This window comes from Streptomyces antimicrobicus (genome assembly GCF_020532625.1).
GTDB classification, from domain to species: domain Bacteria; phylum Actinomycetota; class Actinomycetes; order Streptomycetales; family Streptomycetaceae; genus Streptomyces; species Streptomyces antimicrobicus.
On the sequence record NZ_JAJAUY010000009.1, the window covers coordinates 1 to 25119 of the forward strand.

A 25119-nucleotide genomic window follows, 5' to 3' on the forward strand; every position below is an offset into this window, starting at 1 on the left:
CCGGTAGCCGTCCGTGTCGAGCTTGATGCCGTCCTCGGCGAGCTGCCCCAGCACGTACTCGACGACGTTCTCGCGGATGTCGGGGGCAAGGAGGGCGTCGAGGTCGATGTCGGAGGCGTGCTGCGAGGAGACCACGACCGTGTCGAGGCGGACCGGCTTGTCGCCGTCGTACTCGATGGTGACCTGGGTCTTGCCGTCGGGACGCAGGTACGGGACGGTGCCGTCCTTGCGGACCTCCGTCAGCCGGCGCGAGAGCCGGTGCGCCAGGTGGATGGGCAGCGGCATCAGCTCGGGGGTCTCGTCGGTGGCGTACCCGAACATCAGGCCCTGGTCGCCGGCACCCTGGCGGTCGAGCTCGTCCTCGTCGCCCTCGACCCGGGACTCGTAGGCGGTGTCCACACCCTGGGCGATGTCGGGCGACTGCGCGCCGATCGAGACCGAGACGCCGCAGCTCGCCCCGTCGAAACCCTTGGCGGAGGAGTCGTAGCCGATCTCCAGGATCTTCTCGCGCACGAGCTGCGCGATCGGGGCGTAGGCCTGGGTGGTGACCTCGCCGGCGATGTGCACGAGACCGGTGGTGATGAGGGTCTCGACGGCCACGCGGGAGGTGGGGTCCTCGCGGAGCAGGGCGTCGAGGATGGTGTCGCTGATCTGGTCGGCGATCTTGTCGGGGTGGCCCTCGGTGACGGACTCCGAGGTGAACAGGCGGCGGGACATGTCACTCCTGATGGCTGTCGGGTTCGTAGGGATCGGTGGTCGTGCGCGCCGCGGCGGGCCGGTGGCGGCGCGTTGCGGCAGCGGTGGCGGTGGTGGCGGGCGCTGTGGCGGGGGCATCTGCCCCGGCCTCGGCGGTGGCGGTCCGCAGGATCAGGGCCAGGGCCCGCACCGCGTCGGGGCCGCCGTCGGCGGCGCCGCCGATGGCGACGAGGGGCGGGTGCCAGCCGTACGCGGCGATACGCTCGGCGATCTCGCAGGCGAGGGCGCCGGCGCCGGAGAAACCGCCTAGCAGCAGCGGTTCGCCGCGGGCGAGCGCCGGCCGCAGCGCGGCCAGGCAGGCCCGGGCGTCGGCGGGCGGCGGGACGGTGGTCAGCGCCTGCGGACCGCAGTGGGCCGCGGCGAGGGGTGCGTAGCAGTCGGGGCGCGCTCCGGGCGGCGGGATCAGGCAGATCGTGCCGGCCCCGGAGCCGGGCAGCGAGGCGCGCAGGGTGCGCAGGGCCTGCCGGGACGGCGGTACCGGGTGAGCAGCCGCGCGGGGCAGCGGGGTCCCGTCGAGGGCCCGCAGGGCATCGGCGACGGTGGGGGATCCCCGGCCGGTGTCGGGCAGTTCGCGCAGCAGGTGCGCGGTCTGGGCGAGGATCTCGGCGGCGTCGGGATCGGCGACGCGCGCGCGGTCGTGCACGGCGGTGAGCACGAGACCGCCGTCGGCGTCGTGCCGAGCGGTCACCCCGAAGGCCACGGCCCCCCATCCCTCCACGACCTCGCCCGCCCCCCACCCGGCCCCCACCTGACCGGCCCGGTCCGACACCACCGAGGCGTCCCCGGACGACGGCCCGCCGGGACGGGCGGCTTCGGGGCGGGCAGCCGGTCCGTCGGCGGAGTGCCGGTCGGGGGTCCGACGCAGGCGGTCGGCGGTGGGGTCGGCGGGGAGACGGGGGGCGCTCCCGCCCGGCTCGCGCCGCTCCGGCTCCTGGACCTCGAAGGCGATCAGCGACTCGGGCCGCGGCCGTACGGGACCGGGTCCGGTCCCCGCGCGGAGCAGCGGGTCCAGCTCCGGGTCGGGGCCGTCGCCGGCCCAGGCCGCGAACTGCCCCGGGGCCAGCCACTCGTACGCCGCCGCGTCCAGTGCGCGGCCGGCCAGCGTGGTCAGCAGGTGCGCGAGCGGCGCCGCCGGGTCCACGGTGGCGTACACCGGCACGGCGCTGCGCAGGGAGCCGGGCATCCGATCGACCCCGTCCAGGGCGATGCCCCGCCCGGAGACGGCGGCGGCGAAACAGACGGGCGTCGCGCGCCCCTCCCCCGCCCCGGCCGCGGCCCGGTGCAACTGCAGCGCCCACGCCAGGTGCAGGGCCGTGCTCTCCGTGGCCCCGCGCAGCGCGGCCCACCCCCGCAACCGGTGCGCCTCGTACGGACTCAGCCGCTGCCGCACCCGGCCGTACCCGGCGACGGCACGACCCCCGCCACCGGCCCCGACGCCGTGCCGCGCGCCCAGCTCGGTCGGGCCCAGCTCGGTCGCGCCGAGGTCGGTCGGGGCACCGGTGCGCGGGGTGTCCCGGAGGGTGCTGGTGGTACGGGCCGGATCCGGCGTTGTGGTGGGGGGACGGCCCGGCAGGGTGGTGGCGCCGGCCGCCGGGAGGGACCGGGCCGTCCAGAAGGCCCGGGCCGGACCGAGTGGTCGGGCAGCCACCCAACGGGCGTGGTCGCGCAGGTCCGGGCGGCGTTCGCCGCCGAGGGGCCGCCCGTCGGCGGCGTACGCCCGGAGGAAGGCCCGGCGCAGCAGCCGCACGCTCCAGCCGTCGAGGAACGCCTGGTGGTAGGTCAACAGGATCCGGAACACCCGGTCCGGTTCCTCCAGCACCGCGATCCGCAGCGCCCCGCCGGGCTCCCGCAGCTCGAACTCCCGCCGCCGCTCGGCGAGCAGGAGCGCGTGCCAGTCGGCGCTGCCCCGGGGGTGCCGTTCCACGCGCGGCGCCGCGTACGGGTGGACGGCGAGCCACGGGCCCGCCCCGGCCTCCGGCGCCCGGGCCAACGAGGCGCGCAGCACGGCCTCGACGGCGTACAGCCTCTGCCAGGCCGCGACGAACCGCCGCGCGTCGAACGTCCCGTACCACCGCCAGTGCAACTGCTCCACGTGCAGCCCGGCCCCCGGGTGCGTGAGCGCGTCGAGCAGGATCTCCCGCTGCACGGGCGTAGCAGGCAGCCACCCACCGCCCCCCGACAGCGACGCCACACCCGCCACACCCGCCTCCGCCTCCGGCCCGGGCGCAGGCGCGGGCGCGGGTGCGGGCGCAGGCGCGGGCGCCCGGAAGCCCGTCGGCTCCCCGGCGGTCAGCAGGTCCGACAGGGTCCCCGCCCAGCCGGGCGGTACGGCCACGGTGTGGTGCGTAGGACTGTGGCGGCGCCACACCAGCGACGACCGCCACGCCAGCGGCAGCCAACCGCCCCCGGCGGCCGGGACCCCGGCCGGCAGCGGTCCGTGGAGGGTGAGTTCGGGCGGGGGGCCGGGTGTGACGATGACGGTCACGGCCACGCTGGCGGCCATCTGCTTCCCCTCCACTTCCCGACTCGACGGTCGACGGGTCGACGCGTAGGCCGCGTCGACTGATCCTTTTCCAACGTCGAGGCCGTGTGCGAGCGCCGCTCGCAAATCCCCGACACGTTCGTGACGTCCGCTTTCCTTCGCCGGGGCGCCGGCCCTCCGGCCCTGCGCCCCGCCACCCCCCTAGCCCTCCGCCAGCACCTCCTCGACCACGCTCAGGAAGCCCGCGTCGAGCATCGTGTGGACGGCCGTGTCGGCGGCCGGGTCCAGCCCGGCGTCGTGGCAGGCCACGCTCAGCAGGTAGCGCCCGAGCACCTGGTGCGTGCCGAAGGACCACTCCCCCCGGGCGGCCGGGCGGCCGTCCGGGGCCAGCAGCTCCCCGCTGTCCAGGGCGAAGCCGAACTCGTTGAAGTCCAGCCTGAGGCCCTGCCCGAGTGCCTTGGTATAGGCCTCCTTGAGAGTCCACAGCCGGAGCAGCTCCGCCGCCCGCCGGTCGGCCGGCAGCCGGGCGAGCTCGGCCGCCTCGGCGGGGGTGCACACCCGGTCGTGCAGCAGCTCGAACGACATCCGCCGGTCGGCGGGTTCGGCGTCCACGCCGATCCGCCCGGTGCGGCTGACGCCGACCGCGATCAGGTCCTCGGTGTGGCTGAGGGAGACGTCGATCTGGTCCAGCCCGCGGATGTACGGGCGCCCGCCGATCCGGTACGACAGGTCCAGCGCCGTCGGCTCGGTGCCCAACGCCGCGGCGGCCGTGTACTTGACCACCATCCGCGAGGTGACGAAGCGGTGGCGGACGGTGGTGTCGGCGGTACGCCGGTAGCGCTGCCAGTCCCGGCCGAGCAGCGGCCGCAGCCCGGCCTCGGACAACCCGGCCTCGGACGACCCGGCGCCGGACGACCCGGCGCCGGACAGCGCGGCGTCGGACAGCGCGGCGGTCAGCCACTCCCCCGACGTCGCGTACACCACGGCGTGCCCGTGCCCGGCGACCCCGGCCGCGACCTCGTCCCAGGGGCCGTCGGGCCCGGTGACGTGGACCGGCCGCGCGATCCCGCCCGCGCCGTCCCTGGAGCTCCGCGTACCGCTCGTGCCGCCCGAGCCACCCGTACCGCCCGTGCCACCCGTACCGCCCGGACCCTCGGCACCGCTCATCCCGCCGCCTCCGTCCCCCGGGCCCCGTACGCCGTCCCCGCCAAGTCGCAGGAGCGCCCGGTGCGGTAGCGGTCGACGAGTTCCTCCAGGACGCGCGGCACGCAGTCCTCGGGCAGTTCCGGTACGGCGATGCCGAGGCGGCCGCCGAGGCGGGTGAGGGCGAGGACCGCCCAGGCGGGGTCGGCGAGGAACGGGTCCCCGCCGGGGCCCTCGCCCGCGGCGGCCCGGGCCTCCCACACGCCGAACACGGCGGCGGCGGCCAGCAGCAGCGCGTACCGGTCGCTGAGCACCACGGCGGCCGGGAGCTCCGGCCCGGCCAGGACCTGGGCGCGCAGCGCCCGCAGCTCCCCCACGAACTCCTCCGCGAGTTCGGCGAGCACGGCGAGGTGGCCGCCCGCGCTCCGGGCGCCCGACAGCCGGCCGGCGGCGGCGACCAGCGTGGCGCTCAGGAAGTCGTGGCCGCCGGCCGCGCCGAGCAGCCGGTAGTCGAGCTGCGCAAGCTCCGCCTCCGGCCGGAACAGGCTCGGCGGCGGCTCCTGCGCGCGCAGCCACGACCGCTGCGCGAGCAGCGGCAGCTGGGGGACGATCACCGCGTGGCAGGCGGCGTTCCCGGCGTGCCCGAGCCCGGCGACCGGCAGGTCGCGCACGAGCTTGGCCAGGGAGCCGTAGCGGGAACTGCCCTGCTCGTAGCGGTGCGCGCCCAGGACGGACGCCAGCTCCTCCAGGTTCTCGCGCAGCAGGTCCGGTACGACGTACTTGACCGCGGCGGCCAGCACGTGCGACCGCTCCGGCAGCAGCGACAGGGCGCGCAGACCCACCAGCGCCATGGCGTCGGCGGCCAGCAGGTCGGCGAAGACGCCCGCGAGCGGGCCGCGCCAGCGGCGCGCCATCGGCTTGCTCCGGCCGGTGGTCACCGCATGGACGGCGGAGTGCAGCACGGTGTCGGCGGCGGCCACGGCGAGCGCCGGGATGACGCAGCGGTTGACCTGGAAGGTGCGCAGGGCCAGCGCGACGCCCTCGCCGGGGCGCCCGACGAGGGCGTCGGCGGGCAGCGCGCAGCCGTCGAAGCGCAGGCCGGAGAAGAGCCCGCCGCGCATCCCGGCGGTGGCGACCCGCGGCAGGTGCACGAGGCCGTCGGCGACCTGGTCGGGGCGGACCAGGAGCACCGAGTGGCTGCGGGCGGTGCGCTCGGCGGAGGTCCGGGCGTACACGACCAGGACGCCGGCCCGGGCCGCGTTCATGATGACGTCCTTGCGCCCGCTGAGCACGTGTCCCGCGCCCGAGCCGCCTCCCGAGCCCCGACCAGGGCCGCCCCCGGCCCCTGCACCGGCACCGGAACCGACACCGACACCGACACCGGAACCGGCGCCCGCCCCGAGCCGGGCGGTGAGCTCGTCCCGCAGGATGCCGTTGGCGTGGGCGAGTTCGTGGTGGACGATCGCCGCCCGGCCGCCGCCGAGCAGCAGGTCGGCCGTCTCCGCGCGCTGGCGCGCGGTGCCGGCCGCCCAGACGGCGGCGGTCGCGAACAGCGAGGTGATGCCGTACCCGAAGCCGAGGGCCGCGTCCCGGCGGAAGACCGGACGCAGGGCGGTGACCAGCAGGTCGGCGCGGGTGAGCCGGCCGCCGTATTCGGCGGGCACGAACTCGGCGCCGATCCCGGCCGCGTCCAGCAGTTCCTCCGTGGCGTACGGCGGCACGGCGCGCCGGTCCGCGTCGAGCAGGGCGGCGAGCCCGTGCGGGTTGCCCGGGTCGTACGGATCCCCGAGCAGCTCCTCCAGCCGCCGCGCCCGCGCGACCGCATCCGCCCGCGCGACCGCATCCGCCCGCGCCGCATCCGAGGAAGCGGATCCGAAGGCCCCGGCCCCGGCCCCGGGGCGGGCGGTCGCGGCGTGGGCGGCCCCGGGGCGGGCGGCCCCGGCGTCGGCGGTCGCGGCCCCGCGGCCCTGCGCGGATGCGGTCGCGGCGGCGAGGGAGCGCATCACGATCACTCGTCTCCCGGTCGGTGAGAGGGGGCGGGGCGGTCAGAGGATGCGTACGGCGGATTCCGCGTGCCGCTTGGCCAGTTCGAGCGTGGCGGTGCTGTTGCGGCCCAGCGCCTCGCGGACGAACGCCCGCGCCTGGTGGACGTCCGCGCCGGGGCCGAGCACCCGCTCGAAGGCCTCCTCGCGCAGCAGCACGCTGTGCTGGGAGGTCACGGTCACGCCGGTCCCGTCGGCCACCACGGACCACTCACCGGTGTGGGCCTCCATCAGCAGGGGCGTCCTCGTCTGCTTGTAGACGATGCGCCAGGCGTGCGGGAAGCAGATGCGGACCGAGTCGGTGGTGTGCACGGAGCCGTCGGCGATCCGCGTGTCCATGCTCATCACCTGGACGCCGGGCAGGTCCTCGACGACGTCGACGCGAGCCACGTGCGGCACCCGCTCCGGCCAGTCGGCGACCCCGTAGAGGAAGTCGTAGACCAGTTCCGCGGGCCCCTGGGTACGGACGGAGTCCTCGAAGGTCAGCAGCAGCCCGTCCAGGCGCTGCCACCGCTCGGCGGTCTCCTTCAGCTGGGCGAGTTCGGCCCGGCTGTTGGTGTCGGTGGCCAGCAGCAGCCAGGCGGCGTCGTCGGGACGGTCGTCGGCGGCGGTGAACTCGTGCTCCAGCCGCAGCCGGCACCGCTCGCTGCCGCGCTCCTCCACGATCCAGGTGCCGCCCATGGACACCGCGGGCGCGGCGGGCAGTTCCTGGAGGAACTGGATCCGCATCCGGCCCGGGTCCAGCGTGCGGCGCGACAGCCAGGACTTCACGGCCCCGTTGGCGGTCACCCACATCTGGAACCGGTCCAGGACCCCGTCGAAGTCCAGTCGTTCGACGTGGACGCTCGGCGGCACGAACAACGGCCACTGCGTGGTGTCCGCGATCAGCCCGTAGACCACTCCGGCCGGCGCTGCCACGTCGATCTCGTACGACGTGCGGTGCACTCGCTCACCCGACATCGGCTCAACCTCCCTGACCCTGTGCCCCCGACCTTCCCGCCCTCCGCCGGAGGGTCGCCGGAAGGCCGCTCGAGGCCCGGTCCAGAGGCGACCGGGATCCGGCCGGGAACCGGCCAGGGAACCGGCCAGGTACCGGCCAGGGAAACGGCCCGGGAACCGGCCCGGGCTGCCTAGGGCGCCGCCGTGAGCGACTGCCGGGCCAGCTGGTACGCCGGGAGCATGGCGCGGTGCTCGGCGGTGTCGAGCCCGCCGAGGTGCAGCACGACGGCGGCACCGGACGGGGTGAGCACGGCGAGGGCCCGCTCCTGCTTGGGCCCGTCCACGCCGGTGGCCTCGTAGAGGGCCTCCACGGCGGGCAGCGCACCGGCGGTGGTGTCGGTGACGGACGGCGTGCCGGTGGCCTTGACGGTGGCGAGGAAGTTCTGCAGGACCACCCGGGCGTCGCCCGGCGCCCGGTCGGCGACCCACACCCGCAGGAAGCCCACGTGCCCGGCCGGCTTGGCGTCCACCTCGCAGCCGAGCACGAGGCCGCCCTGTTCGAACCGCGCGTCGACCCCCTTGGCCTTCCACCCCCGCGCCACCGAGAACCCGACCGGCAGCGGACACGCGCTCCCCTGCGCCCCGACCGTCCCTCCGGCGGGCGCGGCGGAGCCGTCAGGGGCGGCGGAGCCGCCCGGCCCGGCGGAGGCGGGGCCCGAGGCGGTGGAGGAGGAGGCCTGGGACGCGCCCGGGTCCGCGCCCTTGGCGCCCGAGCACCCGCTGCCGACCGTCCCGAGCACTCCGACCGCGAGCACGACTCCCAGCCCCCGCACCCCACTACGCCACCGCATGATCGCCGTCCCGCACGTCCGACACCGGAAAACCGCGCCAAGGTAACAGGCCGGTGGCAGGACCGGGCCGGGGGGATCAGGCGATCCGTCGGGCGATCGCGCCCGCCAGTGCCTCCAGCGTCGGGGTCTCGTAGATCTGGCGGAGCCTCAGGTCGATGCCGTACGTGCGGGAGAGCCGGCGGAGCATGAGGTGGGCCGCCAGGACGTTGCCGCCGAGCTCGAAGAAGCCGGCGTGCGGCGGGGGCGGCGCCACCTTGAGCAGGACGGCCCAGAGCGCACGGACCTCGTCCTGCACGGCTCCCGCCCCACCGGACGCCCCACCGGCCGGCCCACCGGCCGCCTCATCGGCCGGCCCGCCCGCGGACCCACCGGCCGACCCACCCGCGGACCCACCCGCCGGCCCACCGGCCGACCCAGCGGCCCGCCCGCCCACCGGCGGACCGCCCCGCCCCGTGCCCGACCCCCCGTTCGACGAACCAGTGGTCATGCCCCGCCCTCGCCCGTCCGGCCCGGTCTGCGGCCGATCAGCAGGGCCGCCAGCAGCGCCGCGCCCGCGCACGCCGCCCCCGCCGTGAAACCGGCGGTCATGCCGGCGCGGGAGGCGACCGCGACGAGCACGGCCAGGCCCAGCGAACCGCCCAGCGTCTGGACGGCGTTCAGCACGCTCGACGCCGCCCCGGCCTCCCCGCCCCGCAGGCCCGACGTCGCCAGCACGGTCGGCGGGATCACGCAGCAGGCCATCCCGGCCCCGAGCAGCAGCAGCGGGGGCAGCACGCCCGTCCAGTACGGCACCGCGGACGCCGCGTCCGCCGGCGCCGCGTCCGGCAGCCGGGAGAGCCAGAGGTTGCCGGTCAGCAGCAGGGCAGCGCCCGTCGCCATGAGGTGGCGCGGGCCCAGGTGCCGTTCGAGCCGTACGGCGGCCCCGGCCGTCAGCGCCATCGTGGCCGCCAGCGGGGTCAGCGCGAGGGCCGCGCCCAGCGGGCCGTAGCCCGCCTGCTGCTGGAAGTACTGGTTGAGGAAGAAGTACGCGCCCATCACCGACCCCGGCACCGCCAGCGTCGCCGCGTACGACAGCACCCGCGCGCGGTCGCGGAACAGCACGGGCGCGACCACGGGGTGCGCCGCGCGCCGCTCGACCCCGGCGAACAGCGCCAGGAGCAGCACGCCGCACGCCACGGAGCCCAGCGCCCGGGCGTCGCCCGCGCCCTCCTCGGCCGCCCGCGCCAGCCCGTGGACCAGCGCGGTCGCGCCCAGCGCCGACAGCAGCGCGCCGGCGAGGTCGAACCGGCCCGGGTTGCGCCGGGTCTCGGCGATCACGAACGGGCCGAGGGCCAGGACCAGTACGCCGAGCGGCACGTTGAGCAGCAGTTCCCAGCGCCACCCGCTCAGCGACGACAGCGTGCCGGCGAGCAGCAGCCCGCCGGCGGTGGAGACGGCGCCGACCGCGGTGCACACGGCGATGGCGCGCTTGCGCGGCGCGCCCTCCTCGAAGGTGCTCAGCAGCAGGGCCAGGCCGCTCGGCGCGGCCAGCGCCGCGCCCACGCCCTGCACGATCCGGACGGCGGTGAGCACCTCCACGCCGGGCGCCGCGGCCCGCGCCGCGGCACCGGCGGTGAAGAGGGCGACCCCGGTGAGGAAGACCTTCCGGCGGCCGAGGACGTCGCCGGCGCGGCCGCCGAGGAGCAGCAGGCCGCCGAAGGCGAGCAGATAGGCGTTGAGGACCCAGGAGGAGCCGACGGGCGTCAGGCCCAGGTCGGCCCGCATGCCGGGCAGCGCGATGTTCACGACGGCGTCGTCGAGCTGGATCATGGCGTTGCAGGACGCGATCACCGCGAGGGCGAGGGCGCGCCGCGGCCCGCGCCGCGGACGGCCGGGCTCGACGGCGCCCGCCGCGCCCGACCGGCTGGGCCGGGCGCTCCCGGGGCGGGGCGGCGGCGCGGCGGCGGGACGGGCCGCGCGGGGTTCGAGGACGGGGGCGGACATGACCTGCCTCCAGAGACGTCACACGGTGTCAGAAGACGTACGTACGGGACACGACGAGTGGGGGACACGGCCGGCCGCACACGGTTCGTTCTGTTGCCCCGACCTTCTCCCACGCCGCTCGTCGCGTCCTCGTCCCGTCCTTGAGCGCGTGTCGAGCGCCCCGGCCCGGGCGTCTGCCGAGCGCCCCGGCGCGGGCGGGCGTCGAGCGACCCCGCGCGACGAGCCCGCGGCGGCTCAGCGGACCCGGAAGTTCGCCATCATCCCCATCGCCGAGTGGTCCAGCAGATGGCAGTGGTAGACGTACGTCCCTCGGTACGAGGCGAACGTGGCGTGCAGCTTGACCGTCTCGCCGGGGAACAGCCGCACGGTGTCCTTCAGCCCCGCCTCGGCGGGCCCCACCGGGGCGCCGCCCCGCTCCAGCACCCGGAACTGCACCAGGTGCATGTGGAAGTTGTGCGGAACGATCTTGTTGGCGTTGGTGACCGTCCAGATCTCCGAGGTGCCGTGCGTGACGGTCTGGTCGATCCGGTCCGGGTCCCAGACCTGCCCGTCCATCAGCCCGCGCGGCTCCTGGCGCCCGTCCTCGTCCATGCTGAGCACGATGTTCCGCTCGACGGTCGCGGCCGGCAGCGGCGGCAGCGTGCGCAGCACGTCCGGCACCCGGCTCGGGTCGGCGGCCGTGCGCACGACGTCGAACCGGAGGACCTGGCCCACCTGGTCGGGCGTGCCCGGGCCGAGGGTGTTCTCCAGGACGATCTTCGTACCGACCGGGTAGCGGGAGAAGTCGATCACGACGTCGGCGCGCTCGGCCGGGGACAGCCCGACGGTGTCGGTGGTGAAGGGGCGCTCCAGCAGGCCGCCGTCCGTGCCGATCTGCACCAGCGGGCCGCCGTCGGACAGGCGCAGCTGGAAGAACCGCATGTTGGAGGAGTTCAGCAGCCGGAAGCGGTACTTGCGCGCGGCGACCGGGAAGTACGGGGTGGGCCGGCCGTTGGCGAGGATCGTGGTGCGGCCGAAGACGTCGTCCATCACGTACACGAGCTGGCCGGCCGCGTCGAAGCGCGCGTCGCGCAGCGCGATCGGCACCTCGTACTGGCCGGACGGCAGCGGCAGGGCGCTCTCGACGTCGTCCGTGAGCAGGTACGAGCCCGACAGGCCCCGGTAGACGTGCTCGGACTCCATGTGGTGGGCGTGGTCGTGGAACCACAGCGGGGCGTGCGGCTGCTGGTTGGGGTAGGTGTAGGTGCGCGAGGTGCCGGGCGCGACGGTGTCCATGGGGCTGCCGTCGTTCTCGGGCGAGACGCTGCCGCCGTGCAGGTGGACGGCGATCGGCATGCCGAGGGTGTTGCGGTGGCGGACGACGACCTTGCGGCCGCTGCGGGCGCGCAGCACCGGGCCCGGGAAGTGCCCGTCGTACGTCAGGACCTTGGTCTGGACGCCCGGCAGGATCTCGCGGGCGACCTCCTTGATCGTGACGTAGTACAGGTCCTGGCCGCCGAGGGTGGATATCGGCGACAGCACGGGCAGCGTCGGCATCCGCACCGTGAACGGGGCGGGCACGGCGACGGCGGCGGCGCCCCCGGACCCGTCGGACCCTGCCCCGGCCGCCTGGGCCGTCCGGGCGCTGAGCAGCGGCATCAGCGCACCGCCCGTGAGCAGGCCCGCGCCGGTCGCGGCGAGGGCGCCGCCGAGCACGCTGCGTCTGGTGACCATGGGGATGTCCTCCTGGGAAGGGTGGGTGCGCGTGCTGGCACGCGGGTCGCGCGGCGAGTGCACCAGAGCGGACTCGCGCCGTGCTCGCGCCGCCGTGGGGCCCGCACCGGCCGTTGCGCGGGCCTTGCGGGGCCTCAGGGACCCTCCTCGTGGCGCGGCTGCGGACGGGACGGGACACCGCCGCGCGCGGAGGACGGACGCGCACCGGCGTCCGCACGAAGGGGGAGGCCCACCGTGGACCTGCGTGACCTGCACGACCTACGCGACTGGCTGCCGCGCGCGGTCGAGGTCGCCGAGCGGTGGGGCGGGCAGTTCGGCCCGTACCGCCCGCACCCGGCGCACCGGGTGGGCTCCGAGGCGTTCACCGAGGCCTTCGACCGGCTGGCCAAGCGGATGGACGACAACTACCCGTTCTTCCACCCGCGGTACGCCGGCCAGATGGTCAAGCCGCCGCACCCGGCGGCCGTCGTCGGCTACCTCACGGCGATGCTGTTCAACCCCAACAACCACGCCGCCGAGGGCGGACCGGCCACCACCGAGATGGAGAAGGAGGCGGTCGCCGACCTCGCGGCGATGTTCGGCCTGCCCGCGCACGTCGGCCACCTCACCACCAGCGGCACGATGGCCAACCTGGAGGCGCTCTACGTCGCCCGTCAGCTGCATCCCGACCGCGGGATCGCGTACAGCGCGGAGTGCCACTACACGCACGAGCGGATGTGCCACGTCCTGGGCGTGGCGGGCCACCGGATCCCGGCCGACGGCCACGGCCGCATCGACCTCGGCGCGCTGGAGGAGGCGTTGCGCGGCGGGCGGATCGGCACGGTCGTCGTCACGACCGGGACGACGGGCCTGGGGACGGTCGACCCGGTGCACGAGGTGCTGGCGCTGGCCCGCCGGTACGGGGCGCGGGTGCACGTGGACGCCGCGTACGGCGGTTTCTACGCGGTCCTGGGCCGGGCCGGGCTCGGCGGGCTGGATCCCGAGCCGTGGCGGGCGATCGCCGCGTGCGACTCGGTGGTCGTCGACCCGCACAAGCACGGGCTCCAGCCGTACGGGTGCGGCGCCGTGCTCTTCCCCGACCCGCGGGCCGGTCGGCACTTCGCCCACGACTCGCCGTACACCTACTTCACCGACTCCGACCTGCACCTGGGCGAGATCAGCCTGGAGTGCTCCCGCGCGGGCGCGGCGGCCGCCGCGCTGTGGCTCACCCTGCAGCTGCTGCCGCTCACCCCCGACGGCTTCGGCCGGATCCTGTCGGCCAACCGCCGCGCGGCCCTGGCCTGGTCGGACCTGCTGCGCGAGGCGTCCGGCCTGCGCCTGTACCAGGCGCCGGACCTGGACATCGTCACGTACTTCCCGACGGCGCAGGGCCTGGCCCTGTCGGGCATCGACGCCGCGTCGCAGGACCTGCTGCACGCGGGCATGACGGCGGCCGCGGACCCGGTCTTCCTGAGCGTGCTGCGCGCGGACGCGCGGGCCTTCGCGGCCCGCCACCCCGACGTCCGCCCGGACGCCGCCTCGGCCCGCGTCCTGCGCAGCGTCCTGATCAAGCCGGAGTCGGAGCACTACGTCCCCACCCTGCACTCCCGCATCACGGAACTGGCCGCGCCCGGTCCCCACCCCGCCCCGGGCACCGCCGCGCAGACCCCGGCGTGACCGTGACGGCCCTCCACCGGCCCCCTCCCGGCCCCCGCCCCGCCACCCCTGCCCCCCACGTGGACCCGACCGGACCGGAGGCTCCGTTGCCGCCCACCCTCACCTCACGCGTGTCGCCGTCGCGGGCGACCCGGACCCACCTCGCGCAGCTCCTCGCGGTGGCGTTCCACCAGGACGCCTTGACCCGCTGGATGATCCCCGACGACCGCAGACGGGCCGAGCTGCTGCCCGGCTTCTTCCGGGTGTTCGTCGACCTCTCGGCCTCCTACGACGCCGTCCTGGCCGGCCCGGACGGCGACGCGGTCCTGCTCTACCTGCCGCCGCAGGCCCGCCCCGACGAGGCCGCGCTCGACGCGGCGTTCGCCGAGGCGCTCGGCCCGTACGCGCCGGCCCTGCGCACCATCGGCGCGCTCCAGGCCGAGCGGCACCCGGCCGGTCCCCCGCACTACACCGTCTCCTTCGGCGGGGTCCGCGCCGGCCGCCGGCAGGGCGGCCTGATGACCGGCCTGCTCGGTGAGGTCCTCGCGGTCGCCGACCGCGACGGGGTCGGCACCTACGCCGAGGCCAGCTCGCCCGGCGGCGAGGCCACCACCCGGCGCGCCGGTTTCACCCGCCTCGGCGCCGACATCGTCCTGCCGGGGGGCGGGCCCACCCTGCGACCGATGTGGAGGGACCCCCGATGAGGGGCGACGACCTGATCCTGTCCTGGACCGCGAGCGAGGTCGCCCGCGGCGAGGTGCCGCCCCCGCACGCGGGCCCGCTGCTGCCGGTCCTGCTGTGGAGCAAGGACTTCCTGGTCTCCAGCCACCCGGAACTGGGCCGCACCGGTCCGGTCTGCCCGTACACCCAGCCCTCGCTGCGCAAGGACCTGTTCCACCTGGCCCTGCCGTCGGCCGACTGCGAGGACCTGTCCTCGGCCGTGGACTCGCTGCGCACCCGCCACGCCAAGCTCTCGGCCCCCCTGTCGCCGGAGGACCGCGAACTGCTGACGATCCTGCTGGTCCTGCCGGGCTTCGACCCGACCGACTCGACGGAGCTGGACGAGCTCCAGCGCAAGGCCAAGGACGAGTTCGTCGCGGAGGGCCTGATGATCGGCCAGTTCCACCCGCTGTGCGAGGAACCGGGCCTGTACAACGACTCCTTCCGGCCCCTGCGCTCCCCGGTCCCGCTGCTGGCGGTCCGCAAACTCCTGGTCTTCGACCTCCCGTTCCTGGTGGGCGACGACGCCCACATGGACCACTACCTCCAGCGCTTCGCCCCGGAGATCCCCACCCGCATCCGCGACCAACTGGTCAGCCGGGTGGTCGCCTGACGTCCCCGCCCCCGCCCCCACCGTCCGCCCCCTGCGACGCCCGTCGCGGGGGGCGGACGGCTGTTCCCGTTCGGGTGAGCCACGCCCACCCGCCGGCGCCCGCGCCCGGACACCGGGGTACGTGCGCACGGCCGCCCCGTCCGGACCGGCGACGACCGGGTGCTGCGCCACGGCACCCCGCTCCACGGCCTGGACGGCGTCGCGGACCCGGCACGACCTCTCACGACGCCGACCGGAGCGACGGACCCTGGCCGCCCTCGGCGGTGAGCAGGCATTCCTCCAGGAACGTCAGGACCCGCAGGTGGTACGCCGCGGCGGTCAGGCCCAGGGAGATGTTGTGGCCGGCTCCCGGGAGGTGGGCGACCGCCGTGGTCGGGGCCGCGCTCAGGCGGGTGGTCATCGCGTGCAGGGTGGCGGGGTCCAGCCGCCACCACCGTTCGTGTGCGGCGAAGGTCAGCCGGACGGGGACGCGCACGTGCGGGGCCAGGGCCTCGAACTGGGTCGGCCAGTGGATCGTCTCCGCCGCTTCGCGCGGCGGGGTCGGCGCCAGCAGGGCGCGGCTCGCCTGGAAGGTGCCGCGCGGATAGAGGTTCAGCGGGCCCCAGTTGAGCCGGGTGGCGCCGCCGCCCAACGTGGAGGGGAAGTGCAGGGCCTCGGGGTGGTAGAGGTAGCCGGTGCCCGAGGTGTCCAGGCCCAGCAGCGGGACCGCGCTGTCCTCGGCCGCCGTGTGCAGGGCGACCTTGCCGCCGTCCGAGTGGCCGAGGAGGAACACGCCCGCGCCGATGTCGTGCGTCCGGGCGTGTTCCTTCAGGGCCGCGTGCAAGGTGTCGGCCTGCTCGGACAAGGTCAGGCCCTGCGGCAGTGCCTCGGCCGAGGCGCCGTAGCCCGGGCGGTCCACGGCGAGCACGGCGTGGCCGAGGGCGGTGGCGAGCGGGACGAACGCGTTCCAGTACGCCGCCCGCATCCCGCGGCCGTGCACCGCCAGGATCGTGCAGCGGGCCGGGCCCCCCGCCGGCTCGGCCAGCAGCCCGGACAGCGTGACCCCGCCCGCGTCGATCTCGTACGGACGGACCTCGGCGCCCGGAGCCCCGGGCGCCCGCTCGGCGGCACCCCGCGCGTGCAGTGTGACGCTCATCGGACCGCCAGCCCCTTCCGCGCTGCGGACACCGCGTCCACCCACGCCACCGGCGAGCCGGTCCGCAGCAGCGACGTCCCCACCAGCAGGCCGCCGAAGCCGGCGTCCAGCAGGTCCGCCGCCGTCGCCGGGCCGTCGATGCCGCTCGCGCTCACCGGGCAGGGCGTGCCCGTCGCCCGGACCGCCGGCAGCAGGTCGAGGCTGCGGCCCAGGTCGCCGGCGCCCCGCTCCCGCGTCTTGATGTCCTTGTTGTTGACCGCGATCACGCACTGCGAGGCGTGCGGCACCAGCGCCAGCTCGGCCTCCGAGGTCACCTCCACGAACGGGGTCAGCCCGGCCAGCAGGCATTCCGTCACCAGCGTCCGCATGCTGGTGTCCGGCAGCAGCGCCGCCGTCAGCAGCACCGCCGACGCGCCCAGCTCCTTCGCCGTGCGGATCTGGTCCTTCCGCGTGATGAAGTCCTTCTGCAGCAGCGGCAGGTCCGTCATCGCCGCGACGTCCCGCAGCAGCGCCGGCGACCCGCCGAACCACCGGCCGGTCACCACCGAGATGCACGGCGCGCCCGCCGTCTCGTACGCGGCCACGATCGCGGCCGGGGTCCGCCCGCCCAGCAGGTCGTAGCCGTAGGAGTCGCGCCGCTTCACCTCCATCACCACCGGGGTGGGCGACGCCAGCAGGGCGTCCAGGAACGAGACCTTCGTACGGGTGGTCATGACGACGGCTCCATCTCGCGGATGCGGCGGGTCTGGGATGTGTCGGAGCGGGGACCGGGACGGGAGCCGGGACCGGGGACGGCGACGGGGACGGGGCCCAGGCCGAGGCCGCGACCGGCAGGACCGGCATGGCGCCAGGCGCGCGCCAGCGCGGCGATCTCCGGGACGCCGAAGGCCCCGGTGACGCGGTCCCGCGCCGCCGTGTCGACGTCGACCCCGCGGAAGCCGGGGTGTGCCACGACCTCCTCGTACGCCGGCCGGTTGGCCGGGGTCAGGCCCCCGGCCAGCAGGAACGGCCGGGGCAGCCGGGGCAGCAGGGCGGTGACGTCGGCCTGGTCCAGGGTGCGGCCGGTGCTGCCGATCCGGCCGTCCTCGGTGGCGGTGTCCAGCAGGAACAGGTCGGTGCCGGCCCGGGCGTACGCCCCGATCAGGGGGCGTTCGACGCATCCGGCGCCACCCGGCGCGACGTGCAGCACCTTGACCAGGCCCACCGACGCCGGCAGCGCCTCGCGCAGCGCCCGTACGACCGCCGGCGGTTGGTAGGCGTGGAGCTGGATCCAGCCGGCCCCGGCGGCCCGGGCGGTCGCCACGAGCGCGGCGGGGTCGGCGAGGAAGGTGACCCACACCGGGAGGAGTCCGGTGGAACGGGCCGCCGCCGCGAGGGCGGCGAGCCCGTCCGGGTCCAGTTCGCGGGGGCCGCCGGGTACGCCGTGCCAGAGCCCGACGCAGTCCGCCCCGGCGGCCGCCGCGGCCTCGACGTCCTGCGGGGTGGTGGCCCCGCAGACCTTCAGCAGGTGCCGGGAACTCATTTGCCGAGCCCCAGCATCGAGGCGATGCGGTTGTACTGGATCTCGTTCGTGCCGGAGTAGATGGTGCCGCCGACGGCGTTGCGCACGTCCTGCTCCAGTCCGAACTCGGCCATGTAGCCGTGCCCGCCGAAGATCTGTACGGCGGTCAGGCTCGTGGCCAGGTTGCTCTCGCTCGTGACGAGCTTGGAGATGGCGAGGTCGACGGTGACGTTCTCGCCGGCCTCCAGCTTCTCGCCCGTGTCGTAGAGCCACTTGCGGGAGGTCTCCAGCTGGATCTTCGTGTCCACGATCTTGTTGGCGATCGTCTGGTACGAACCGATCGCCTTCCCGAAGGACTTGCGGGTCCTCGCGTAGTCGACACAACGGTCCAGCCGGTGCTGCATCTCCCCCACGTTGACGATGAAGGAGAAGAGGATCTCCCGCTTCATCACGTGGTCCAGCACCATGAACCCGCCCCCGACCCGCCCGAGCACCGCAGACTTCGGCACCCGTACGTCGTCGAGGAAGAGCTCGCTCAGCGGCGAGGTCCGCAGGCCCATCTTCTTGATGGGCTTGCCGCGGGTCAGCCCCGGGGTCGTGCCGTCCACCAGGAACGCCGTCGTCCCCAGCGGTCCGCCGTCCGGGTGGGTGCGGGCGTAGACGACGATCACGTCCGCGACCGGCCCGTTGCTGACGAAGACCTTGCTGCCGTTGATGACGAAGTCGTCGCCGTCCCGGACCGCCCGGGTCGCCATCGCCATCGCGTCCGAACCGCCCTCGGCCTCGGTGATCGCGTGCGCCCCGATCGCCTCGCCCGAGCAGATCAGCGGGAGCCAGCGCTCCTTCTGCTCCGCGGTGCCGAACTGCTGGAGCGGGATGCCGGTCGAGCACATGGACGTGGTGATCGAGAAGCTCAGTCCCGCGTCCCGGTTGTACTCGCCGAGTCCTTCCAGCACGTACATCGTGGTGAGCAGCGACTGCCCGAGTCCTCCGTACGCCTCGTCGAAGGGCAGTGCCAGGATTCCGGTCTTCTGGACGAGCCTCCACTTGTCCTCCGAGAAGGCGGAGCGCTCGTCGAGTTCGAGGTGGTCTGCGCTGAGTGCGTCTCCCCACCGCTCCAGGCCCTCGCGCAGCTCTGCCTGGTCGGTGTTCCAACGGATCACGGTGGACCCCTTTGAGTCGGTGATCGGATCAATGCGTGGGTGCCGTTCGCCGTACGGCCGGTGCGCCGGGGTGCGCGCTACGCCGGTCAGTACGCCGACGAGCGGGCGGCGTCGAGGTTGTGGACCTCGTCCCCGCGCAGGGCCGGCGAGAAGACGCAGACCAGGCGGAGGTCCTCGTGCGGGCTGGCGACGAGGAAGTGGGCGTCGTGCTGGTCGAGCGCGTACAGGCGGCCCGGGACGATCTCGTGCGAGGTGCCGTCGAGCTCGATGACCTCGCCGGAGCCGGCGATGCAGTAGCAGGCCTCGAGGTGGTTGACGTACTCCAGCCGGGACTTGGTGCCGGCCGCGACGATGGTGTCGGTGAGGGTGTAGCCGAGGCCGTCCTCGGCCAGCAGGAAGCGGCGGCTGACGCCGTTGCCCCACTCGACGGTCTTCACGGACTCGATGTCACGAACGATCATGGCGGTCTCCCGGTGTGAGGTGTGATGAGGGGTGGGTGCGCTTGCTCTCCCGGCCGGCCGGTCGGTCGACGGGTCCGGCCGGGTCAGGGCTGTTCGGGACGTACCGATCGGACGAACGCGCGGAAGGCCTCGGTCACGTCGCGCCCCGCTTCCTGGGCCGCCTCGACGGCGGCGACGGCGGCGGAGCCGATGATCGCGGCGTCGGCGCCGCTGGCGCCGACGGCCTCCACGTGCTGCCGTGTGCTGACCCCGAAGCCGACGGCGATCGGGGCGGTCGTGTGCGCCCGGAGCTCGGTGACCGTCCGTGCCAGCGCGGCATGGCCGGCGGCCGGGGCGGTCCCGCTGCGTCCGTAGTGGGCGACGAGGTAGAGGTAGGCGGAGGCCCGTGCGGCGGCCTCGGCCCGGGTCGCGGGCGGGCTGTCGGAGTAGCAGGTGGTCACCACGGGAAGGCCGGCCTCCGCCGCCGATCCCAGGTGTTCCTCGCGCAGCCGCGGCGGCAGCGCGTGGACGAGGAGTCCGTCCGCCCCGGCCGCGGCGATGTCGCGGGTGGCGGCGGCCAGGTCCCGGTGCCCCAGGGAGTACCTCCAGTCGGCGAGCAGGGCGATCCGGGTGCGCTTGAGGTGCGGCCGTACGTCGGCCAGGAAGGCCAGTACGTCGTCCAGGTCGACCCCGCCCCGGTCCAGGGCCCGGCGGGCGGAGCGCCGTACGGTGGGGCCGTCGGTGACGGAGTCGGGGAACGGGACGGCCAGTTCGAGGCAGTCCACGCCCTCCTCGTCCAGCATCGCCACCAGCTCCCGCAGCACGGGCAGCGGCGGGTCCCCGGCATTGAGGAACAGGGCCAGCCCGGGGGCGCCGCCGGGGCGGCGGGCGGGGAAGAAGGGCGCGGGCGCCACCGCCCCGACCGGGCTAGACACGGGCCACCTCCAGGTCCCGGGCCCCGGCCCGGTCCCCGGCCCTGGTGGCGGCCGCCAGGCGGTCCGCCAGGGCCAGGGCGGCGCCGGAGCGGACGGCCTCCTCGGCCTCGGCGACCGCCGAGAGCCAGTCCCGGCGGGTGCCGGCCGCCACCGCCAGGGCGGCGGCGCCCAGGCACACCGTGCGGGTGGCCACGGCGCCGGCCGCACCGGCCAGCACCGAGCGGAATTGGTCCACCGCCGCGCCCGGATCGGCGGCCGGCCGCAGGTCCGCGAAGGACCCGTCGCCGGGGGTCAGCTCCCCGGGCCGGACGATCCGGGTCAGGCCCCGCTCCCCGTGGACGGTGTTGACGGCGAACGGCAGCAGCTCGTCCGCTCCGGTGTCGTTGGAGACGAGCCAGATCCGCCGCCCCTCGGTGGAACCGGCCAGCTCCCGCAGGGTCTCCAGCGGCGCCGCCGCGGACACCCCGGTGACCTGCGCGGTCACCGGCAGGTCGGCCAGGAACGGCCCGAGGGCGTTGAGGAAGCGGCCGAAGGGCTTGAGCCCGGTCGGGGCCACCGTCCGCGCCAGCCGGGTCAGCTGCACCGGGTAGACGAACGGCCCGGCGAAGGCGATCCCGTGGGCGTCGAGGGTGTCCTCGGTCTGGGCGTAGGACGAGGTGAGCCGGACGCCGAGCCGCTCCAGCAGGTCCACCGAGCCCAGGGAGCTGGTGTAGGCGCGGGAGCCGGTCTTGACCACCTTGACCCCGGTGGCCGCGGCGACGAACGCCGAGGCGGTGGAGATGTTGAAGGTCCGGGGTCCGCCGCCGGTGCCGACGACGTTCACGGTGCCCTGCCAGCCGGCGCCCGCCGGGTGCGGCGTACGGCGCTCGGCGAGCGAGTCCAGCAGGTGGCGCAGGGTGTGGTGGTCGGGGAGCCGGCTGGTCAGGGAGGCCAGCAGGGCGAGCACCTCGGCCTTGTCGAGCCGGTTGTCGCCGAGCTGGTCCCACCAGGACCGCCAGGTCCCGCGCCCGACCGGGGCCTGCTGCTGGAGCAGACCGGTGAGTGCGTCATGCACGGTCGTTCTCCGTCTCTTCCTCGTTGCGGTCCGGTGCGGCGGTGCGGCGGCGGGCGGTTACGCCGCCGCCGGCCGCGCCCCGGCGATGAAGGCGTCGATGGCCTCGACGCTGCGGAAGTTGTTCGGGTCGAGGTCGGCGTCGCCGACGGCGACCTCGAAGCGGTCCTCGACCCAGGCGATGAGCTTGAGCACGCCGAGGGAGTCGATGACGCCGTCGTTGAGCAGGTCGTGGTCGGCGGCGAGCTCGGCGGGCGCGGTGCCGGGCAGGAACTCGGCGATGACGAAGGTCTTGATGGTGTCGACGTGGCTCATGACGGGCTTCCTTCGGTGACGGGCGCGGGCGTGGGCGCAGGGGCGGGAGCGAGCGGTTCGAGGCGGTCGAGCGCCTTGCGGTCGACCTTTCCGGTGGCCGTCTTCGGCAGCGGCGCCTCGGTGAGCGTGAGCTGGGTGGGCACGGCGGCCCGGGGCAGGTGGCGGGCGCAGTGCCCGCGCAGGGCCAGGACGGTGAGGTCCGAGCCGGGGACCCGGCGGACGCCGGCGACGAGCTTCTTGCCGGCGATCGGGTCGGGCACGGCGGCGACGCCGGCCTCCAGCACGTCGGGGTGGTCCTGCAGGACCCGTTCGATCTCGGCGGTGTTGACCGCCACCCCGCGCACCTTGACCTGGAAGTCGGTGCGACCGGTCAGGTGCAGGGTGCCGGCGCCGTCGCGCCGGACCAGGTCGCCGGTGCGGAACCAGCGGCGGTCGTCCAGCCCGAGCGGGTGCCCGGTGAACTTCTCGGCGTGCCGGGTGCGGTCGAGGTAGCCGCGGCTCTGGAACGGGGTGGAGACGAAGAGTTCGCCGCTGCCGGGTCCCTCGACGAGCGTGCCCGTGTCGGGATCGAGCAGCAGGGCCTCGACGCCGGGCAGCGGGCGCCCGATGGGCACGGGCGGGAAGCTGGTCGCGGACGTGTCGACCTCGTGGACGAAGCTGTCGTTGGTCTCGGTGCAGCCGTAGATGTTGTGGATGCGGGCCTTGGGGAAGAGCGTGGGCAGGACGGCGAACGTACGGTCGGGGACGGCGTCCCCGGTGAACATCACGTGCTCGACCCCGGGGAAGGTGGCGCCGGTCTTGGTGGCGGCGTCCTGGAGCAGTCCGAAGGCCATGGGCACGGCCTGGACGACGTGGACGTCGTGCCGGGTGACCAGGTCCACCAGGTGCCGGCCGTGGGCGGCCAGCGCCGGGTCGACCAGGACGACCCGGCCGCCGCGGGCCAGCGTGGTCCACACGTCGAGCAGGCAGAGGTCGAAGTTGAGCGGCGCGTAGTTGAGGACGGTCCGGTCCGGTCCGATCTCGAACGCCGGCCCGGCCCATTCGGTGAACCGGTCCACGGCGTCCCGGCCGAGCGGGACGATCTTCGGCAGGCTGGTCGATCCGGAGGTGGTGAGCAGGAACGCCACCTCGGCGGCCTCGTCCTCGGGCAGCGGCTGCGCCGCCACCTCGGGATTGGGCCCGACCCGGCCGGGCGCGCCGCCGGGGGCGAGCACGTACCGGCATCCGGCCTGTGCGAAGAGGTCCGCGAGCAGGGTGTCGGCCAGTGCCGGCGAGGGCAGCATCACCGGCCTGCGGGCCAGCAGGCAGGCCAGGACCAGCGCCACCGCGTCGGGCGACTTGTCGGCGAGGACGCCCACGGGTTCCCCGGGCGCCAGCTCCAGCCGGGCCAGCCGGTCGCGTTCCTCGCCGGCCAGCTCGTACAGCTCCCGGTAGGTGGTCTCCTCCCCGTTGAAGAGCAGGGCCACCGCGTGCGGCCGGTCACGCACCTGGGTGAGGAAGCCGGCCACCAGCCCGAGCCCGGCCCCCGGCAGGGCGGTCCCCGAGGTCGGCGCGGTCCCCGCGGTCCCGGAGGTCATCACGCACCCCCGGCGGGGGCGGCGAGCTCGATCCAGCCGGACTTCACCGCGGCGCCCCGGGGCGTCTTGCAGGTGAAGCGGACCACGCGGGCGTCGGCGTCGGGCTGGAGGCCGATCTCCAGCGGGACGTCCGGCGGCACGGGCGCGGAGAACCGGCAGCCGAGCCCGCGGACCCGGGCGGAGTCGCCGTCGGCGAACCGGTCCACGGCCTCCTCGACGGCGAGGGCGACGACGCTCATGCCGTGCGCGATGACCGTCTCGAAGCCGGCCCCGCGGGCGGCCTCGGCGTCCAGGTGGATGGGGTTGAGGTCGCCGGAGGCGTGGGCGTACGTGCTGATCCAGTCGGTGGTCAGCTGGTGCACGGCCGTCTGCGGCGCGCCGGCACCGACCGGGGCGGGCGCGGCCGGGCCGCCGGCGATGTCGCCGAAGGGTTCCAGGCGCGTGGCGCCGACCAGCAGGGCGGAGATGACCAGCTCGGCGAACGGCTCCGGGCCGTCCTCACCGGTCAGCCCGACCCGCAGGGCGATCCGGGCGCCGCGCGGCTCCTTGCGGATGCCGAGGACGTCGAGCCGTACGGTGACCTCCTCGCCGGGGCGGACCGGCCGCTGGGTGCGGATGTCCTGGCCGAGGTGGACCACGGACACCGGGCCCGGTTCGGCCGCGGTCAGCTCGGCGACGGTCCGCTCGGCGACGGTGTGCGCGAGGACGAAGGTGTGGACGGGTGAGGCCTGGCCGGGCCGCGCGGTGGGCAGGCCCCGGCGGGCGGCGCCCCGGTAGTCGGTGATCTCGGGCTCGGTCACGGTCACCGTGCGGACCGGGGCGGGCAGCGTCGTCAGCGTCATACCGGCGTCACCACCACGGAGGCGTTGTGGCCGCCGAACCCGAAGGAGTTCGTGAGGGCGGGTCCCGATCGCACGGCGCGCGGCGCGCCGTGGACGACGTCGATGTCCATTCCTGGCTCCAGCTGTTCGTGGTTGGCGGTGGGCGGCACCTCGCAGTGCCGCATGGCCTGCACGGTGGCGACGAGTTCGACGGCGCCGGCGGCACCGATGAGGTGGCCGATGACGGACTTCGGCGCGGTGACCGGCGGCTGTGCGCTGCCGAACACCTTGGTGAGGGCGGCGGCCTCGGACCGGTCGTTGTAGGGGGTGGAGGTGCCGTGCGCGTTGACGTGCACGATGTCCTCGGGGGCGAGGCCGGCGTCGGCGATCGCGCCGGCCATGGCGGCGGCGGCGCCCGCGCCGTCGGGCAGCGGCATCGCCAGGTGGTGGGCGTCGGCGGTGGCGGCGTACCCGGCGACCAGTCCGTAGGGGCGGGCGCCACGGGCCCGGGCGTCGTCGAGGCGTTCCAGGACGACGAATCCGGCGCCCTCGCCCATCACGAACCCGTCGCGGTCCACGTCGAAGGGGCGCGAGGCGTGCTCGGGGTCGTCGTTGCGGAAGCTGACGGCGCTGAGGTTGCCGAAGCCGGCCAGGGTGACCGGGGTGAGGGTGTGCTCGCAGCCGCCGGCGATGACGAGGTCGGCGCGGCCGGTCTGGAGCAGCAGCAGGGCGTGCCCGATGGCGTCGGCGCCGGAGGCGCAGGTGTTGGCCAGGGTCAGGGCGGGTCCGGTCCAGCCCAGCCGCATGGCGATCTGGGCGGCGGCCGCGTTGGGCATGGTCATCAGCGGCATCAGCGGGTTGACCTTGGCGGGTCCGCCGGTGGTGAAGTGCGCCGACTCCAGGTCGCTGGTGGCCCGGCCGCCGACGGCATTGCCGACGACGATCGCGGTCCGCCCGGCCTCGGCCGCCGGGGAGCCGGCGTCCCGGTGGGCGGCGAGCGCGGCGGCGGTGCCGTAGTGGGCGAAGGGGTCCATCCGCCGGGCTTCCTTGGGCGGGACGAGACCGGCGACGGCCTCCAGGCCCCTGACCCGGCAGCCGATGCGTACGCGGTGCCGGCTGAGGTCGATGTGGGTGAGCTCGGCCGCGGTGGAACGGCCGGCGTGCAGCGTGCGCCACAGCTCGTCCGGGGTGCACCCGCCGGGGGTGACCACGCCCATGCCGGTGATGGCGACGGGCGGCCGCGCCGAACTGCCCCTGGACGCTCCAGGCATGTCTGCTCCTCGGGTGGTGGATCGGGTGGTCCA

General features: G+C 75.4%; 23 protein-coding genes. 3 read left to right on the forward strand and 20 right to left on the reverse strand.

The window, feature by feature from the left end:
* The 9 genes from LG632_RS03835 to LG632_RS03875 form a co-directional block, all read right to left on the reverse strand.
* Positions 1-717: S-adenosylmethionine synthetase N-terminal domain-containing protein (locus tag LG632_RS03835; protein WP_308107891.1), on the reverse strand; the 717-nt coding region annotated here is incomplete at its 3' end.
* A gap of 1 nt (position 718) precedes the next feature.
* Positions 719-3259 (reverse strand): condensation domain-containing protein, encoded by a 2541-nt coding sequence (locus LG632_RS03840; RefSeq protein WP_226725174.1) that lies wholly within the window; start codon positions 3257-3259, stop codon positions 719-721.
* Between the two features lie 180 nt (positions 3260-3439).
* The gene (locus LG632_RS03845; RefSeq protein ID WP_226725175.1) at positions 3440-4405 is read right to left on the reverse strand and encodes a 4'-phosphopantetheinyl transferase family protein; all 966 of its coding nucleotides are present in this window, start codon (positions 4403-4405) and stop codon (positions 3440-3442) included.
* Positions 4402-6384: an acyl-CoA dehydrogenase family protein gene (locus LG632_RS03850; RefSeq protein WP_226725313.1), complete on the reverse strand. Its 1983-nt coding sequence runs from the start codon at positions 6382-6384 to the stop codon at positions 4402-4404. Before LG632_RS03850 ends, LG632_RS03845 begins: the two co-directional genes overlap by 4 nt.
* Positions 6385-6426: 42 nt before the next feature.
* Entirely contained in the window at positions 6427-7383 is a 957-nt protein-coding gene (locus LG632_RS03855; protein WP_226725177.1) for an aromatase/cyclase, read from the reverse strand.
* Positions 7384-7553: 170 nt separating this feature from the next.
* Positions 7554-8213 (reverse strand): lipoprotein, encoded by a 660-nt coding sequence (locus tag LG632_RS03860; RefSeq protein ID WP_226725179.1) that lies wholly within the window; start codon positions 8211-8213, stop codon positions 7554-7556.
* A gap of 76 nt (positions 8214-8289) precedes the next feature.
* Entirely contained in the window at positions 8290-8508 is a 219-nt protein-coding gene (locus LG632_RS30465; protein WP_226725181.1) for a phosphopantetheine-binding protein, read from the reverse strand.
* Between the two features lie 188 nt (positions 8509-8696).
* Positions 8697-10196 carry an MFS transporter gene (locus tag LG632_RS03870; RefSeq protein ID WP_226725183.1) on the reverse strand — a complete coding sequence of 500 codons (1500 nt, stop codon included), beginning with the start codon at positions 10194-10196 and terminating at the stop codon, positions 8697-8699.
* A 234-nt stretch (positions 10197-10430) separates the two neighbouring features.
* Entirely contained in the window at positions 10431-11909 is a 1479-nt protein-coding gene (locus LG632_RS03875; RefSeq protein WP_226725186.1) for a multicopper oxidase family protein, read from the reverse strand.
* A gap of 234 nt (positions 11910-12143) precedes the next feature.
* Here LG632_RS03875 and LG632_RS03880 point away from each other — a divergent pair, with 234 nt between their 5' ends.
* The 3 genes from LG632_RS03880 to LG632_RS03890 all read left to right on the forward strand — a co-directional run bounded on the left by LG632_RS03880 (position 12144) and on the right by LG632_RS03890 (position 14877).
* Positions 12144-13565, forward strand: coding sequence for a pyridoxal phosphate-dependent decarboxylase family protein (locus LG632_RS03880; RefSeq protein WP_374203394.1), 1422 nt, complete (start codon positions 12144-12146; stop codon positions 13563-13565).
* Positions 13566-13675: 110 nt separating this feature from the next.
* Positions 13676-14248 carry a hypothetical protein gene (locus LG632_RS03885; RefSeq protein WP_226725188.1) on the forward strand — a complete coding sequence of 191 codons (573 nt, stop codon included), beginning with the start codon at positions 13676-13678 and terminating at the stop codon, positions 14246-14248.
* On the forward strand, positions 14245-14877 hold the full coding sequence (locus LG632_RS03890; protein ID WP_226725190.1) for a DUF6875 domain-containing protein: 633 nt from the start codon (positions 14245-14247) through the stop codon (positions 14875-14877). The genes LG632_RS03885 and LG632_RS03890 overlap by 4 nt, the downstream gene beginning before the upstream one ends.
* Positions 14878-15097: 220 nt before the next feature.
* On the opposite strand, the gene LG632_RS03895 is transcribed toward LG632_RS03890, so the two are convergent.
* From LG632_RS03895 to LG632_RS03945, 11 genes are all read right to left on the reverse strand, one after another.
* The gene (locus tag LG632_RS03895) at positions 15098-16012 is read right to left on the reverse strand and encodes an alpha/beta hydrolase (protein WP_226725192.1); all 915 of its coding nucleotides are present in this window, start codon (positions 16010-16012) and stop codon (positions 15098-15100) included.
* The gene (locus LG632_RS03900) at positions 16009-16725 is read right to left on the reverse strand and encodes an indole-3-glycerol-phosphate synthase (protein WP_226725194.1); all 717 of its coding nucleotides are present in this window, start codon (positions 16723-16725) and stop codon (positions 16009-16011) included. The genes LG632_RS03895 and LG632_RS03900 overlap by 4 nt, the downstream gene beginning before the upstream one ends.
* Positions 16722-17534, reverse strand: a complete 813-nt coding sequence (trpF, locus tag LG632_RS03905; RefSeq protein ID WP_226725195.1) for a phosphoribosylanthranilate isomerase — start codon at positions 17532-17534, stop codon at positions 16722-16724. The genes LG632_RS03900 and trpF overlap by 4 nt, the downstream gene beginning before the upstream one ends.
* Positions 17531-18676 carry an acyl-CoA dehydrogenase family protein gene (locus tag LG632_RS03910; protein WP_226725196.1) on the reverse strand — a complete coding sequence of 382 codons (1146 nt, stop codon included), beginning with the start codon at positions 18674-18676 and terminating at the stop codon, positions 17531-17533. The genes trpF and LG632_RS03910 overlap by 4 nt, the downstream gene beginning before the upstream one ends.
* Positions 18677-18762: 86 nt before the next feature.
* Positions 18763-19137: an ectoine synthase gene (locus LG632_RS03915; protein ID WP_226725198.1), complete on the reverse strand. Its 375-nt coding sequence runs from the start codon at positions 19135-19137 to the stop codon at positions 18763-18765.
* A gap of 83 nt (positions 19138-19220) precedes the next feature.
* Positions 19221-20051, reverse strand: coding sequence for a tryptophan synthase subunit alpha (gene trpA, locus LG632_RS03920; protein WP_226725201.1), 831 nt, complete (start codon positions 20049-20051; stop codon positions 19221-19223).
* Entirely contained in the window at positions 20044-21105 is a 1062-nt protein-coding gene (locus LG632_RS03925) for a hypothetical protein (RefSeq protein ID WP_226725203.1), read from the reverse strand. The genes trpA and LG632_RS03925 overlap by 8 nt, the downstream gene beginning before the upstream one ends.
* Before the next feature lie 57 nt (positions 21106-21162).
* Positions 21163-21417 (reverse strand): acyl carrier protein, encoded by a 255-nt coding sequence (locus LG632_RS03930; RefSeq protein WP_226725205.1) that lies wholly within the window; start codon positions 21415-21417, stop codon positions 21163-21165.
* A complete protein-coding gene (locus LG632_RS03935; protein ID WP_226725207.1) occupies positions 21414-22994 on the reverse strand; it encodes an AMP-binding protein in 1581 nt (526 codons plus the stop codon). Before LG632_RS03935 ends, LG632_RS03930 begins: the two co-directional genes overlap by 4 nt.
* The gene (locus LG632_RS03940) at positions 22994-23836 is read right to left on the reverse strand and encodes a MaoC family dehydratase (protein WP_226725209.1); all 843 of its coding nucleotides are present in this window, start codon (positions 23834-23836) and stop codon (positions 22994-22996) included. The genes LG632_RS03935 and LG632_RS03940 overlap by 1 nt, the downstream gene beginning before the upstream one ends.
* A complete protein-coding gene (locus tag LG632_RS03945; protein ID WP_226725211.1) occupies positions 23833-25086 on the reverse strand; it encodes a beta-ketoacyl-[acyl-carrier-protein] synthase family protein in 1254 nt (417 codons plus the stop codon). The genes LG632_RS03940 and LG632_RS03945 overlap by 4 nt, the downstream gene beginning before the upstream one ends.
* Positions 25087-25119 lie beyond the last annotated feature (33 nt).

What these genes read in the sequence shown, in the direction of transcription:
- LG632_RS03895 (WP_226725192.1), bottom strand. Translation starts at nt 16,012, where the DNA reads ATGAGCGTCACACTGCACGCGCGGGGTGCCGCCGAGCGGGCGCCCGGG.
- LG632_RS03840 (WP_226725174.1), bottom strand. Translation starts at nt 3,259, where the DNA reads ATGGCCGCCAGCGTGGCCGTGACCGTCATCGTCACACCCGGCCCCCCG.
- LG632_RS03855 (WP_226725177.1), bottom strand. Translation starts at nt 7,383, where the DNA reads ATGTCGGGTGAGCGAGTGCACCGCACGTCGTACGAGATCGACGTGGCA.
- LG632_RS03850 (WP_226725313.1), bottom strand. Translation starts at nt 6,384, where the DNA reads ATGCGCTCCCTCGCCGCCGCGACCGCATCCGCGCAGGGCCGCGGGGCC.
- LG632_RS03945 (WP_226725211.1), bottom strand. Translation starts at nt 25,086, where the DNA reads ATGCCTGGAGCGTCCAGGGGCAGTTCGGCGCGGCCGCCCGTCGCCATC.
- trpF (WP_226725195.1), bottom strand. Translation starts at nt 17,534, where the DNA reads ATGAGTTCCCGGCACCTGCTGAAGGTCTGCGGGGCCACCACCCCGCAG.
- LG632_RS03845 (WP_226725175.1), bottom strand. Translation starts at nt 4,405, where the DNA reads ATGAGCGGTGCCGAGGGTCCGGGCGGTACGGGTGGCACGGGCGGTACG.
- LG632_RS03875 (WP_226725186.1), bottom strand. Translation starts at nt 11,909, where the DNA reads ATGGTCACCAGACGCAGCGTGCTCGGCGGCGCCCTCGCCGCGACCGGC.
- LG632_RS03935 (WP_226725207.1), bottom strand. Translation starts at nt 22,994, where the DNA reads ATGACCTCCGGGACCGCGGGGACCGCGCCGACCTCGGGGACCGCCCTG.
- LG632_RS03860 (WP_226725179.1), bottom strand. Translation starts at nt 8,213, where the DNA reads ATGCGGTGGCGTAGTGGGGTGCGGGGGCTGGGAGTCGTGCTCGCGGTC.
- LG632_RS03930 (WP_226725205.1), bottom strand. Translation starts at nt 21,417, where the DNA reads ATGAGCCACGTCGACACCATCAAGACCTTCGTCATCGCCGAGTTCCTG.
- LG632_RS03940 (WP_226725209.1), bottom strand. Translation starts at nt 23,836, where the DNA reads ATGACGCTGACGACGCTGCCCGCCCCGGTCCGCACGGTGACCGTGACC.
- LG632_RS03890 (WP_226725190.1), top strand. Translation starts at nt 14,245, where the DNA reads ATGAGGGGCGACGACCTGATCCTGTCCTGGACCGCGAGCGAGGTCGCC.
- LG632_RS03900 (WP_226725194.1), bottom strand. Translation starts at nt 16,725, where the DNA reads ATGACCACCCGTACGAAGGTCTCGTTCCTGGACGCCCTGCTGGCGTCG.
- LG632_RS03870 (WP_226725183.1), bottom strand. Translation starts at nt 10,196, where the DNA reads ATGTCCGCCCCCGTCCTCGAACCCCGCGCGGCCCGTCCCGCCGCCGCG.
- LG632_RS03915 (WP_226725198.1), bottom strand. Translation starts at nt 19,137, where the DNA reads ATGATCGTTCGTGACATCGAGTCCGTGAAGACCGTCGAGTGGGGCAAC.